This is a genomic window from Bradyrhizobium sp. P2_E8 (assembly GCF_056403875.1).
In genome coordinates this window covers 1-12953 of the sequence record NZ_JBFUES010000168.1, presented here as the reverse complement: position 1 = coordinate 12953, position 12953 = coordinate 1, and the positions used below count along the sequence as shown (strand labels likewise).

At 59.8% G+C, this 12953-nt stretch carries 14 protein-coding genes and 2 pseudogenes; 12 read left to right on the top strand and 4 right to left on the bottom strand.

Annotated elements, in window-relative coordinates:
* Positions 1 to 163: 163 nt before the first annotated feature.
* Positions 164 to 1420 (bottom strand): serine hydrolase domain-containing protein, encoded by a 1257-nt coding sequence (locus tag AC1D00_RS12165; protein ID WP_477010836.1) that lies wholly within the window; start codon positions 1418 to 1420, stop codon positions 164 to 166.
* 554 nt (positions 1421 to 1974) lie between these two features.
* Positions 1975 to 3546, bottom strand: a complete 1572-nt coding sequence (locus tag AC1D00_RS12160) for a winged helix-turn-helix domain-containing protein (protein WP_477010835.1) — start codon at positions 3544 to 3546, stop codon at positions 1975 to 1977.
* Between the two features lie 112 nt (positions 3547 to 3658).
* On the opposite strand from AC1D00_RS12160, the pseudogene AC1D00_RS12155 reads away from it, so the two are divergent.
* From AC1D00_RS12155 to AC1D00_RS12145, 3 genes and pseudogenes are all read left to right on the top strand, one after another.
* Positions 3659 to 3994, top strand: a pseudogene (locus AC1D00_RS12155) (methyltransferase family protein); the annotation flags it as partial.
* A gap of 51 nt (positions 3995 to 4045) precedes the next feature.
* Positions 4046 to 4759 (top strand): methyltransferase, encoded by a 714-nt coding sequence (locus tag AC1D00_RS12150; RefSeq protein WP_477010839.1) that lies wholly within the window; start codon positions 4046 to 4048, stop codon positions 4757 to 4759.
* 152 nt (positions 4760 to 4911) lie between these two features.
* Positions 4912 to 5673 (top strand): IS5 family transposase, encoded by a 762-nt coding sequence (locus AC1D00_RS12145; protein ID WP_477010834.1) that lies wholly within the window; start codon positions 4912 to 4914, stop codon positions 5671 to 5673.
* A gap of 250 nt (positions 5674 to 5923) precedes the next feature.
* Here the strand turns inward: AC1D00_RS12145 and AC1D00_RS12140 are convergent, their stop codons facing one another.
* Both AC1D00_RS12140 and AC1D00_RS12135 read right to left on the bottom strand, forming a co-directional pair.
* Entirely contained in the window at positions 5924 to 6061 is a 138-nt protein-coding gene (locus tag AC1D00_RS12140) for a hypothetical protein (protein ID WP_477010833.1), read from the bottom strand.
* Positions 6062 to 6259: 198 nt separating this feature from the next.
* Positions 6260 to 6406 carry a hypothetical protein gene (locus AC1D00_RS12135; protein ID WP_477010840.1) on the bottom strand — a complete coding sequence of 49 codons (147 nt, stop codon included), beginning with the start codon at positions 6404 to 6406 and terminating at the stop codon, positions 6260 to 6262.
* A gap of 189 nt (positions 6407 to 6595) precedes the next feature.
* On the opposite strand from AC1D00_RS12135, the gene AC1D00_RS12130 reads away from it, so the two are divergent.
* From AC1D00_RS12130 to AC1D00_RS12090, 9 genes and pseudogenes are all read left to right on the top strand, one after another.
* Positions 6596 to 6862 (top strand): hypothetical protein, encoded by a 267-nt coding sequence (locus tag AC1D00_RS12130; RefSeq protein ID WP_477010838.1) that lies wholly within the window; start codon positions 6596 to 6598, stop codon positions 6860 to 6862.
* Between the two features lie 171 nt (positions 6863 to 7033).
* Positions 7034 to 7336, top strand: a complete 303-nt coding sequence (locus AC1D00_RS12125) for a plasmid stabilization protein (RefSeq protein WP_477010832.1) — start codon at positions 7034 to 7036, stop codon at positions 7334 to 7336.
* A gap of 833 nt (positions 7337 to 8169) precedes the next feature.
* Positions 8170 to 8931, top strand: coding sequence for an outer membrane protein (locus AC1D00_RS12120; protein ID WP_477010831.1), 762 nt, complete (start codon positions 8170 to 8172; stop codon positions 8929 to 8931).
* A gap of 65 nt (positions 8932 to 8996) precedes the next feature.
* Positions 8997 to 9302 carry an addiction module antidote protein gene (locus AC1D00_RS12115; protein WP_477010830.1) on the top strand — a complete coding sequence of 102 codons (306 nt, stop codon included), beginning with the start codon at positions 8997 to 8999 and terminating at the stop codon, positions 9300 to 9302.
* A gap of 423 nt (positions 9303 to 9725) precedes the next feature.
* Positions 9726 to 9959 carry a DUF6894 family protein gene (locus AC1D00_RS12110; RefSeq protein WP_477010837.1) on the top strand — a complete coding sequence of 78 codons (234 nt, stop codon included), beginning with the start codon at positions 9726 to 9728 and terminating at the stop codon, positions 9957 to 9959.
* A 51-nt stretch (positions 9960 to 10010) separates the two neighbouring features.
* Complete coding sequence (locus AC1D00_RS12105; protein WP_477010829.1) at positions 10011 to 10229, top strand: hypothetical protein; 219 nt, start codon at positions 10011 to 10013, stop codon at positions 10227 to 10229.
* A complete protein-coding gene (locus AC1D00_RS12100) occupies positions 10226 to 10483 on the top strand; it encodes a hypothetical protein (RefSeq protein ID WP_477010828.1) in 258 nt (85 codons plus the stop codon). The genes AC1D00_RS12105 and AC1D00_RS12100 overlap by 4 nt, the downstream gene beginning before the upstream one ends.
* 1025 nt (positions 10484 to 11508) lie before the next feature.
* Positions 11509 to 11860 (top strand): annotated as a pseudogene (locus tag AC1D00_RS12095) (hypothetical protein).
* Positions 11861 to 12397: 537 nt separating this feature from the next.
* A partial coding sequence (locus tag AC1D00_RS12090; RefSeq protein ID WP_477010827.1) for an ATP-dependent DNA ligase occupies positions 12398 to 12953 on the top strand: 556 nt, incomplete at its 3' end.

Here is a 12953-nt window from a genome sequence, read left to right as displayed (position 1 = left end):
CGCCATTCTTTCCTTGGTCCGCTGGCACCCAGCGAGCGGACAATCAGGAGCGCCGAAGCAGAGAGGCCTTCGGGCCAGAAGCAGACCTCGCAGCTCATTCAGCTTTTCTATTCCGACGTCGAGGGCGGAGTGGCGCTCTCTTCCCCTGGGAGAAAAGGTGGCGTCACCCGAACTGCGCGACCACGGCCGACCACAGACGCCAGATTTCGGGGGACTTTTCATCGACGGCGGTCTGCACCATGACCAGCTTTGAGGGCGGATCAACGAGGATGCGCTGCCCGAGGTGCCCCAAGAGCGCGAATTGCCGTCTGCTGCCGGGAAACAGGTAGACCTGATAGCCGTACCCGAACCCTCCCTCGGCTTTTGCCAGATACGTCTCGGAGGCAAGCACCGTGGTCGCATCAATCATCCACTGTGCAGGTATTATCTGTTTGCCTTCCCACGCTCCGTCGTGGGCCAGCAGACGGGCGAGCCGGGCGTAGTCGCGCAGTACCGCATTGAAGAACCCGTGCGCTACCTCACGGCCTTCCGCATCAATCAGCCATTTGGCATCCGCTTCCGTGCCGATCGGCTGCCAAACTTTTTCCTGGAGATAGCCGCACATTGATTGACCGGTCGCGTAATGCAGCACGAGACCAAGCACGTCCGTCTCGATACTGGCGTAATGGAATCGCGTCCCCGGCGGCGCGATCCGTTGGTTGAATTGCGCGATGCTGGCAACGGTGCCTTTTTGGGAAAACCAGTGTTTGCGCACCATGTCGCCCCACAGGCGATCGAGGTCGTCTCCGCTGCCTTTCGCTTCATCGTTCTCTTCACCGAACTTCACGCCAGACGACATGTGCAGCAGCGCGCGGATCGGCGTTGCACCGTATTCCGTGCCTTTCAAGCCGGGAACATAGGTCTCCGCAGCATCGTCGATCGACTTGATCGCGCCTTCCGCGGTCGCGATCCCTATCAGCATGCCAGTGATCGATTTTGCCATCGACTGCGATATCAGCCGGTCTCGATCGGTGCGGCCGTACTGATAGCACTCAACCAGAATCCGGTCGTCCTTAGCGATCAACAGGCCCGTCACCGGATTGCGCGACAGATAATCCGCAAGCGAAGCGCGGCTTCCCTTGTACTGATAGCTGACATCCGCCGGCGTTCGCTTGAATGGCCAGGATGTGGCCGCGCGATCGACGTGGCGTGTCGGGAATATCTCATCGTAATGACTGAATGCGCCGACGCGGTATTTTGGCGAGGCCGGATTGCCGGGCTGGAAGATCCTCCACCGGTCCTTGATCGGGTAGTTCTCGGCCGCGCCGTAAAGTTCGGCGTCCGGGCCATCGGCGAAAAAGGACGGACCTCCACCGATTTCGGCAGCCCAACTCCATTTCGCCGACGCCGCAACGCAGGTTGCCGCAAGTCCGGTCAGCACAGAGCGTCGCGAGAGTGCTTTCCCGGCGCTGGTATCGGACTTTAAAGGACTTCTCATTGCTCATTGTTCCAAGCTACCGCTGCGCCGCTGGCAAGAGTGATAAAATCGCGCCTTCGCATACCTGGCCCATCCGACCTCGAAATCGCTGGAGAGGGCCAACTGCTCCTCACCGCGAATGCTACGGCGAGTAACATTGAGCCACGCAGCGTGCTATGTCAATGGCATACAGCTTTTGAGCGAGGTCAGCTTTGGGTCAAACTTGGAAGTCGGCAGGTCCGTCCTGGATGGTCTGCTCTGCCACTGTGAGCGGACATCACCGGATCCGCGCTTCAGGTCCGCGAAGGGCCAAAATCGACATGGCAATGAGAGTCAATTAGACGTTAGACGATTCACATAGGTGCTTGCCGAAACCTTGAGAATTGGGAAAAATAGGTAATCCGGGGCTGGCTAGGCCGTGTACCTATAAACCCGACGGCGTGACGCGGAGCTGCCTGCGTCGGCTTTGCCGCTATAGCGACCAAGTTCGTGCGCAGCGCAATATGTGTCAAAGGCAGTCATTCGGGCACGCCAGCTGTTCGCCAGGCTTGGCCCAATTTCTCGACATCTTCGAGCCGACGAAATGGCGAGCTTTTGATGCCGGAAATGCGCAAAGCGGGGTCGGTTTGCAGGACGGCGTCGCACGCGCGACGGGCTTCGGCGATGCGCCCGGCCATCGCCAGGCTCGACATCAGTATTCGCTGCGCGCCCGGAAAATTCGGCTGGCGCTGGATGGCGCTCGTGGCGCGGGACAGAGCTTCCTCATACCGCCCGGCAAAGAAATGAGCGAAGGCCATCCCGGTTTGCGGAATGAACAGGTGGGGATCGACCGGACTCAAGCGAATTGCTGCCGAGAATTGCTCGATCGCTGCATCGTGATTCCCGAGAAAAACCTGCGCCCAGCCTGCCCAAAGGCGCGCCATGGCCAGATTGGGATCGAGTGCAATAGCCCTTGCGGCAAGAGCCGAACCGGTCTCCGGCTCTGCGAGCATGTAGGAATAGACATGTGCTGCGTGCGCAAGCACCAGAGGATCGTCCTGGTCGAGCTGTACCGCTCGTTCGACCAGTTGTCGGCTTTCAGCCCGCTCCTTTGCCGCGTCCTCGATCCATCCGAACCCTTTCTTCTGACCGAAAATGTTTGCTCCAGAGGCGTAGGCGACGGCAAATGCAGGATCCAGCGAAATGGCGAGTTTAGTCATCCTGAGAGCTTCACCGCTGCCCTCCCGCGTCCACTGGTAGATGCTGAACTTGGAGCGCAGATAATAGTCATAGGCCTGGAGGCTTTCAGTCGGTTTGCGCCGTGCGCGCTCTATCTCGGCCCGCTCAAGCTGCGGAGACATCGCGCCTATCACGCCGCTCGTCAGGCGGTCCTGCAAATCGAAGATGTCTTCGAGCTCGCCATCGAACCTGTCCGCCCAGATGTGCGCGTCCGTGGACGCATCGATCAATTGCCCGGTCACACGAATCCGTTTTCCGGCCTTGCGCACGCTGCCTTCCAGTACGTAGCGAACACCAAGCTCACGACTGATCCGCTTGATGTCGACGGCTTCGCCCTTGTAGGTGAAACTCGAATTTCGCGAGATGACGAACAGCAATTTCGATCGCGACAGACCGGTGATGATATCCTCGACCATGCCGTCGGCGAAATATTCCTGCTCCGGATCGTCGCTTAGATTCTGGAAGGGAAGCACCGCGATGGAAGGTTTGTCGGGAGGCGCAAGGACGGATCTCGGGTGTTCCATCGCACGATCGTCGGCGATCGGCGCGCCGGTGGGTCCTTGCGCTTGCAGGATCGGTCCGACGAAACGGAAGCCCTTTCGCGGCAGTGTCTTGATCAGGCGCTGTTCCTGGCCGGAATCGCCGATCGCGTTCCGCGCGGCATTGAGGCGAGTTGTCAGCGCTTCGTCGGACACGCTGCGCCCGTTCCAAACGGCATTGATGAGGTCGTCCTTGCTGACGACGCGCTCCCGGTTGCGGATCAGATAATCGAGCAGGTCGAATACCTTTGGCGCGATGGCGACGACTTCCGCGCCGCGATGCAACTCGCGGCGGTCCGTGTCGAATGCGTAATTCTCGAACAAATAGCGCAAGCTGCCGTTCCCCCAGGTGGCCTCCGATCGTCGAGGCACCAGCACCGGTCGCGACCCCAAGAATAAGCCGTCGGTAAGGAAAAAGTAAGCCGTAGGTCAGGCGTGCCTGCCCATGCCTTGGCACTCTCGTCTGACTGAAAATACCCCCCGGAAGAGACGTTCGAACTTGGAACAGGTTATGTCGGAATCGATTCAGGCGGCTGCTCCGTGCCCTCCACCGCATGCTCAGCTGATACAGATGGGGACAGGCGGCGCGGTCGCTAACGTCGTGCACATCGCGGCGAAGCTTGGGTTGGCTGATAAACTTGCTGATGGACCGAAGAGTGCAGTGGAGCTGGCCGGCCCATCAGCTCTGCACGCCCCGTCCTTGCACAGATTGATGAGGACGATGGCTAGTCTGGGGCTTCTCACTGAAGGTGAACGACTGCGATTTTCGCTGACGAAGCTCGGTGAGGCATTAAGGTCGGACGCTCCGGGCTCGGCTAGATCGACCTTGCTCATGACGGGAAGTAGTTGGGTCGCAAGTGGCTTCGCCAATCTACTTCATTCCTTGCAAACAGGCCGTACAGGCTTCGAAAAAGCACAGGGGATGCCGTTCTTCGACTATCTTGCTCAACATCCCGATGACGCTTCAGTGTTTAGTGAAGCCATGGTTGGACTTCATGGAGGAGAACCTCCAGCGGTCGCGGCCGCCTACGACTTTTCTATGTTCCAGACCGTCGTCGATGTTGGAGGGGCATCTGGCAATATGCTCGCCGCTATACTTGGGCGATATCCAGAGTCTCGAGGCCTGTTGTTCGATCGGCCGCACGTTGTGGTCGATGCTGAAAAGTCGCTCAAAGCGAACGGTGTTACGGGTCGTGTGACCGTCGAGGCTGGAGATTTTTTCCTGTCAGTGCCTTCGGGCGGCGACGCTTACATCTTGTCGCATATCTTGCACGATTGGAACGATGACCAGTGCCTGACAATTCTAGGTCATTGTCGCAAAGCCATGAAGCCGGATGGACGACTGCTGATTGTCGAGATGGTCCTGCCTCCCGGTGACGCTCCACATCCAGGGAAGATACTGGATATGGTGATGCTGGCATTGATCGGTGGGCAGGAGCGCACGGAAACCGAGTACGCCAGTCTACTGGACAGGGCTGGTTTCCGCCTCAGTCGCGTCGTGGCAACACAATCACCGGTGAGCGTCGTAGAAGCCGTTCTGGCCTAAGTGCCGCAAGGTCCGCTTGGACTCACCAGGAGGCGCGGCGCAGGTTGATATCCGCTCATGTCCGCGAGCGCCGAACTGGCGCAGGCCCTGGGGGAACGTTGCGCTTGGTCGTCCGCCCGTGATTCAAATCCCAACCCCCTGGGGATCGAATCATGCGCTACGAACTCGCCGACTATGAATGGACCGTCATAAGGCCGATGCTGCCAAACAAGCCGCGTGGCGTTCCTCGGGTCAACGACCGTGGTGTCCTCAATGGCATCTTCTGGATCTTGCGATCAGGAGCACCTTGGCGTGATCTGCCCGAGGCGTTCGGTCCGTACACCACTTGCTACAACCGATTCGTCCGCTGGCGGCGTGCCGGTGTCTGGGGGCGCATCATAGACGCACTTGCCGCTGCCCATGATGCCGCTGTCCAGATGATCGACACCTCCATTGTCCGCGTGCATCAGCATGGAGCCTGCATCACAAGGAACCACCGCCAATCTATGGGAAGGTCGCGCGGCGGTTTGACGAGCAAAATTCATGCGGTGGTCGATAGCAAAGGTCTGCCGGTACGGTTGGCGCTAAGCCCCGGTGAGGCCCACGACATCCGTCTTGCCGGAAAGTTGCTGTCTCGTCTGAAATCCGAGTCAATGCTGCTTGCCGACCGGGGCTATGACGCCGACTGGATCAGAGAGCTTGCCATGAAGAAGGGTGCGTGGGCCAATATCCCGCCGAAGAACAATCGCAGCGATCCGATCTGCTTCGGCCCGTATCTCTACCGCGCTCGCAACCGGGTGGAGCGGTTCTTCAACAGAATCAAACAATGTCGTCGGGTGGCGACGCGGTACGACAGGCTTGCCGCCAACTACCTTGCCTTCGTTCAACTCGCGTCAATCAGGCTATGGCTGCGCCTTAATGAGTCCGCGTCCTAGGCCTCTCATGGGCGGGGCCGCCGCCTGCGACGGCGGCAGCCCCTAGCCGCGAAGGCGGCGTTTACGCGATACATGGGCACCTCCGCGGCTACAGGTAAGCCTCAACCCGGCGATCGCCTTGCGCAATGTGATCTACTTGTTAGTCTTACCGGACGGCTTGCGGACGTTGTTCGTGACGCGTTTCTCGATATCCGCAATTGTATTGGCGAACGCTGCGCGCAGTTGCTCCGCGTGAGCTGCGCTCTCCGGTTCAATATGCAATCTTGATCAGCAGCCTGTTCAACAGATAGGTGATGCGTAGATTTTCCGAGTGCCGGGATCGCAGGGCCGTGATCTGCCGCCGCATCTCGCCGAGATCGAGCGTCTCGTGTTTCGACGGCCTCTTCAAAATGATACTCGCGCGTGGCCAGCGAACGAAGCCGACGCGCCGAGTATGACGGCGCGAAGGCTCGCCAGGGTGGACCCGGACGGGGCGATGTCCGGTGCCCAAACCTAACGCTCCAATGTGCCGCCGCAATCACGGCCTCATACTAAGATTGATGTCCGTGCTGCGGGTTAATTCTGGAACTGGTCAGGCTTAGTCTGCTCACCAGGCTTCTCCGGTGTGAGGTTGATTCTGTTTCGCCGTGATGCTCGCAGATTCATCCAAAGCAGCACCACGCCTGCGATGATGAAAAAGACTGTCAGACAATTCAGCAAAAGCGGGATCATGAAAACTGATCTCGATCCTCATGGGCGGCCGATGCACGGGCCTGTGGCCCGTCTAAAATCAGGCATGCGTTGCAGTCTAGCAATATCCACAGCGCCCCGCGGGAAGAGGTGGGCAAAGCCGACTGCCCGCATTTGCGAATCCCTCCCCTGTGCTAAGCGCCGGAACGACGGGCCTTGGATAACGATTCCCTCCGAGTCCAGGGAGTTAGCGATCTTGATGTTCCGCAAGCGACGCCCAGCCTACCGCACCATCGAAGGCTGGGCGCGGTCGATATTGTTGGAAGCTGGCGCCATCCGCGAGTGTGAGGAGCACGGGTGGATGCAAGACCGAGCGGACCCTCATGCCCGCGAACGCGCCTTGGACATCGCCAGACTAGATCCGCCACTTGGATTGTCGCCGGAGCAAGCGGCTGCCGAAATCGGCGCCGTGCTCGGATCGATCGGTGACACATGCCCGGAATGTCTGTCCCAAAACTGAGTACGAAAGCTGGGCGATTTTTCCGCGCCGCAGGGCGTTCGGCGCCAAAAATCGTCGCGATACTCCCGCACCAGATCGCGTTGTTCGCGCGCCAAAGTGACGTCCAGCGATTGGAACCGACAGGTCTTCCCAGTCTTAAGCCGAATATTTTCAATAGATGGGAGGAGTGTCATGCCTCGTGGCGACAAGTCCAGTTACACCGACAAGCAGAAGAGCCAGGCCGAGCACATCGAAGAAGGCTATGAACACCGCGGCGTTCCGGAGAAGGAGGCCGAACGGCGCGCCTGGGCGACCGTGAACAAGGAGACCCACGGCGGAAAGAAGAGCGGTTCGGGTCGCGGCACTGAGGAAGACCATTCGCCGTCCCGCAAAGGCGGCCGATTGGGCGGCGCGGCGTCCGCCAAGCGGCCGGCATCGGAGCGTTCGAGGTCCGCCAAAAAGGCGGCCAAGACCAGAAAACGACGTGCTGCGTAAAGTCATCGAAAGGAAAGTAAGACGGGTCTCGAAGCCGACTTTTCCCTTGGAGTGTTTGTACTCCTCGCGGCGCTGATCTATGGCGTCCTCGGTTATCGCTACCGAAACCGTGCATTGGATCCCGACCGGACGCTCCTTCACCTCATCCGGAAGGACCTAATGCCGTGAGGTGAAATGGCTCCGTCATTTGGTTCGTGATCCGCTGCTATCGACCTCCAACTGTTGGAGTTCTCTGCTTCGCGATTCAAGGCGCAGCATTGCGGAGCGCTGCTCGGCGACACTCAGGACCTTCGGCTGACTGACATATCCGGACGAGCTTTTCCGAGTGATCCGGCCCGATATCTTTGGGCAACGCAAAACGAGCGGGTGCTCACATCAAACCTAATGTGGTGGGTACCCTCCCCGTTACCCTGGCCGGAATCCGAATGCCCTGAAATCCGGCTAAGTATTGGTCGGAAGGATTTGAACCTCCGACCCCTAATCTCCCAGGCGGAAGCAGGTGTTTTGTTCCTCCAAGGTAAAATTAGGAAACTAGCGAGCGGGGTCTAATTGTACTCGCAGGAGTTTTTATCTCGATTGTAAACCATTGGCCGGTCCCCGGGGGCGGCCAGAACTCACTAGGACTTACTATCCGCGTCTGGAGCGCCCAACGCCGGCACCCAGCGGCATTCAGTTCCATCCAACTACTTAACATATATTGGGAATTTCCTCTCATCTTTGGCAGCAGGTGTTGTATGGCGGCTACAGCAATTTCAAGGCGAGCGACTTACTCTTTGCGGGCAAGCGGGCGAACACGCCGATAATTGAACTCGTTAGTCTGGGGAGATACTCGCATGAAAAAGCTTTTTGCGGCTGCGGCCGGAACTTTGGCTCTGGCACTGGCGGCTCCCGCAAGCGCGGCGGATCTCGCTGCGCGTCCCTACACCAAGGCCCCGCCGCCGATGGTCGCCGCCATCTACGACTGGAGCGGCTTCTACATCGGCATCAACGGCGGCTGGGGTACGAGCCGCAACTGCTGGGACTTCGTGACACCGGTCACCGGCACGCTGGTCGACGACGGCTGCCATGACGCATCGGGCGGCACGGTCGGTGGTCAGGTCGGCTACCGCTGGCAGTCAGCCAATTGGGTGTTTGGCGTGGAAGGCCAGGGCAACTGGGCCGACTTCAGCGGAAACAACATCAGCCCGACTGCTCCAGGTCAGCAGAACCGTACGCGGATCGATGCGTTCGGCCTGATTACCGGCCAGATCGGCTATGCCTGGAATAACGTTTTGTTCTACGTGAAGGGTGGCGCCGCCGTAGTGGACGACAAATACGACCTCCTCATCGCGCCGGGATTCGTGGGTGCAGGCACTGTCTTCGGTTCGGCCCGCGACACTCGCTGGGGCGGAACGGTCGGCGCGGGTGTCGAATTTGGCTTCGCCCCGAACTGGTCGGTGGGGGTCGAATACAATCACATCTTCCTTGGCGATCGTAACGTCGACTTCAACTTCGCCGGCGCGTTCGTTCAGACCGAACGCGTCCGCCAGGACGTCGATATGGCTCTCGTCCGCGTGAACTACCGTTGGGGCGGCCCCGCGATCGCCAGGTACTGAGTAACTCATCGCATTAACAAGGGCCGGCTCTTTGAGCCGGCCTTCTGCTTTTTGGGAAACCCCGCGTGACAAAGACTCACAAGCCGGTCATCCCTTCGCAGCTCGCCGATGAGCYAAACCAAGCATTCGCATCGGCTGAAGCTCACACAATTTGCAGGGCGATCGGGCAGGCACTCAGAGATTTCAACGTCTCAGAAATCTCCAAAAAAACCGGAGTGCAGCGTACGAGCATCTATCGTGCTTTCGGCAACGAACAGCTTCCTAATTTTTCTACCGTCCTCGGGGTGCTCACGGCCATGGGCTTGCAGTTAAAGGTTACCCCCATGCGAGGCGGCCATGAACGAACTCCTGCTCCGCCGGATCAGAACTAGCGCCGGACAATCGGCTCCGCTGGGGAGCGCCAAACGCCCAAAAACTCCGTCGATTATTCAGCCTGTTATCGAGCCAGCAAAAGGCTGATATACACTCTGCTCCACACTTGGCCGAAGCGTTTGTAAATTAGTCTCATCGAACAAGTTGCGAACGCGAATGTATCGGTTACCGGACACCGTATTCTCCCGGGAGCACGCCGCCTCAATTTGCTCGGAACGGGTTCCGAGCATTTGCAGTTGAATCGCTGGTTCATCTTCATGGAGAAAGGCCATGGGATCGCGCCGGAGATTTAAGCAATCTTCCCCTCTCGGGGAGCGACTTGCCGAAGAAGCGAAAAGCCTACGTGAACTAGCCAAGACACTCCCACCGGGGACCGAGCGAGAAGTTTACGAAAAGCGCGACAAGACGAAGTCGGCGCGCACATAACTGTTGACCTCAGAGAGGGTGACGAGATTTTCCCGGATGAGGAAGGTCTGGAACTCTCAACCTTAGCGAAGGTGCAAGAAGAGGCGGCTCGCTCGCTGGCCGATATGGCCCGAGATTCCGTCCGCAGYCTAGGGGGCGGTAGCCATCAGCTGTCGATTGAGGTCCGGGACGACAGCGGTCCGGTACTCCACCTCAAATTCACATTCGAAGTCGAACGTCGAAGGCATTAAGGTCGCCCTCGGCCAGTACCTAATTCCGGCCAGTACCCCAAAACGCTTGGCATGACTGCTCCCATCTCGATCAAACGCCACGAAGCCGTTCCCGGCACCGGCAGCTATGAAGTCCGCTTCGCCGATGGCCGGCCAAGCGTCTATTTCTATTGGGATGACCTGCCGGGCCGACGGCTTCGACCGGATCTGCTGACCCGCAGCGAGGCCGAGGCCAAGGCCAGGGAGCTGGGCCGCATCGAGCGCGACAGGCTCGCCGGCGCCAGTGCATGAAGCACGTCGAGGCCTGCCCCTTCGCAGATCCGCAAGTTGCCGCACGCAAGCTCCTCGAGCTCGCCGCCGGCGTCGAGCCTGTCAATGGGCGCATTCACATCGAGAAGATCAACGCGCCGTTCCTCTCCAAGAACGGCTGCCGGGCGACGGGCGCGGAATTCGGCGCCGGCATCGGATATGCGGTCGAGAAAGGTTGGCTCGAGCTGCACGAGAGCGGGACCTTCGTGCGGCTGATCAAGGCTGAGGCCCAATAAAAACGGTCCCAGCATACCCCTATGCTGGGACCGTTGGAGGTTTGCTTGGCGGTTGGAGCGCTAAGCATCCCTAGCTTAGGAAAAACTGGCAGTCTATCTGTCTGCTTTCGTACACAAGGGGTATGGTTCCCGCTCAGGAACAGAACTGATCGCAATGAAAGACATGYAGGCTCAGTTGGAMAAGCTCCGCACRGATGCCGCCGAGTGCGCCCTCATCCGTGACYTGGCGACCGACCCGAAGAAACGAGAGCTTTTTACGAGGCTGGCTGATCACCTGACGGTTCTCGCCTCAGAAGTTGAACGCGCAATCGCGGACAGCGTGAAGCGGACCTGATGAAGTCGGGTTGGCGGCGGCCCATCGAGGAGCCGATCAGGGTCGACGGTCGCAGCCTGGCCACGCTGCGCGAGGCCGGCGAGTACATTGCTGGGCTGCCGAAGAAAGAGCATAACGCGCCCGAGTGGCGCGCAGCGATGGAAGCCCTGCTCCTTGGTGGTCGAGCGAGGCGGCCTCAATGCGACAGCCTCCGCCGGAGCTTCCTGATGATCTCCCTGAGGTCAGCAGCGTATTCTTCCACGGCCTGCCGCACCTCATCCAAGCGGGTCGGTCGAGGAGGTGGCGGCTTAGCTGAATCCGGCTTGTCGGATTGGTTCATGGCCCAGCGAGCGGCCGGGACCAAGCAGGGTCATTGAGCTAAATCAAAGCAACCGCGCGCAACGGCATGGCCAAGAACGAGGAACAGAGCGGCGCGCGGAGGCGCTGATTGCCTGGTCCACCGCGTTCAAGACGCCGATCGCACCCACTGCGGGCAGCGACTCAGCGCCGACCGAAGTGGCAGGCCTCACCGGAGGTGCTGCCACCGCCGGGAAATTAACGGGGTGACACTCCTATCAGGAACCACGCGAGCGCGCGGTATTTGAATTCTCGCCGGCTCGCTGTCCGAGCTGGCGGAGCAGCCTCGGCCTACCGCCGGAAGCCGCCTGAAGCCGGGGCCGTCTCTCCGCCACCATCGTGTTGGAGTTTGCGTGTGCGTTGCTCGCCCTCGATCGTGCCCGCCGACCGCCTCGACCGCGACATCTATCTGGTCCTCGAGGACTTCGGCGTCCGCGCCGGCTGCGCCTGGCGAGACCGACGAAACCGATACCGACATAGAGACCATCCTCAGGCATCTCCTGTCCGCCTATCCGGTCCGGATTGTGTGCTTCAATCCGGGCGAAGGCTGGTCACGGGACGCCACCCCCGATGTCGCTGACGCGCTGGCGCAGCGGGCAACCGATAACGACGTCGATATCCCGTCAGCGCTGCAGGACTTTATCGCCGCCAATGCCACCTCCCGCTTCGACGTGCAGCTCGCGCTACCGCTGCTGGGTGCCCCGTGATGCCAGGAAGGCCGCAAACTTAGGCTCATCGATCTGATCGAATTTTTGCCATCTTTTGCGTTTTTTGATTTTTCCGATTGTGAATTTTTACCTGCCAGTTGTTGGTAATGTTTACCGGAAGAACGACATAATTGCTGTCGGTATGCGTTTCAGAATGAGCGAGCTTGGCGCCGCTCGCTGTTCAGGGCTGGCTAATCGGAGTGGCGTCGTCGTCGAAGTGGGCCGCCGGACCACGGGCATCACCGTGCTGTTCGATGGCGCCCGAAGACCAACTTGCCTGCACAGAGACTTCATAGCCCCCATCTCGCCCATCTCGCATGAGACGTTCGCCGCACCTTCTGTCGCTTCAGACGAATGGTCACGTTAGCTTGGGCGGCCGACATGCTTTCACCATCTCACCAAAAAGCGCTAGGGAACAGCAGAGCGCAACTCCAAGGTACGGCAAATGCAAGTGTCATCGGTGCCTCACTGATGAAATCCGATGCTGAAACGGGAGCGAGATTCGCATATTCGCAGCCGCGTGACTAWCTCGTTCGCATGCACCGCGCGTTCGAGTTCTGCCTSCCCACTGCYGCCAAAGCCGTGCCTTCCGGGCCCGACTGGATTCACGAAATCAAGTATGACGGCTACCGMCTGCGCGTCGAGCGCRACGGCAAGACCGTGCGGCTCTGGACGCGTAACGGCCACGACTGGACCGGACGTTTCCCCTGGATCGTCGAGGCCGCACTGAAGAACCGCGAGCAGCACTTCGTCATCGACGGCGAGGCCGTCGTACTCGGCGTCGACGGGGTTTCCGACTTCAATGCCCTGCACTCCCGCAAGCATGATACTGAGGTGCAGCTCTACGCCTTCGACGCGCTCGCGCTCGGCGGCGAGGACCTGCGGCAGCTGCCGCTGACGATGCGCACGGCCAATCTGGCGCGGCTATTGCGCGGCCGGCCAGACGGCATGTTCATCGCACCGTTCGAGCCAGGCGCGATCGGGCCGGAGCTATTCGGCGCGGCCTGCCGCATGGGCCTCGAGGGCCTGGTCTCGAAACGACGTGACCGGCGCTACAGCGCCGGCCGGTCGAAGGACTGGATCGAGGTCAAGA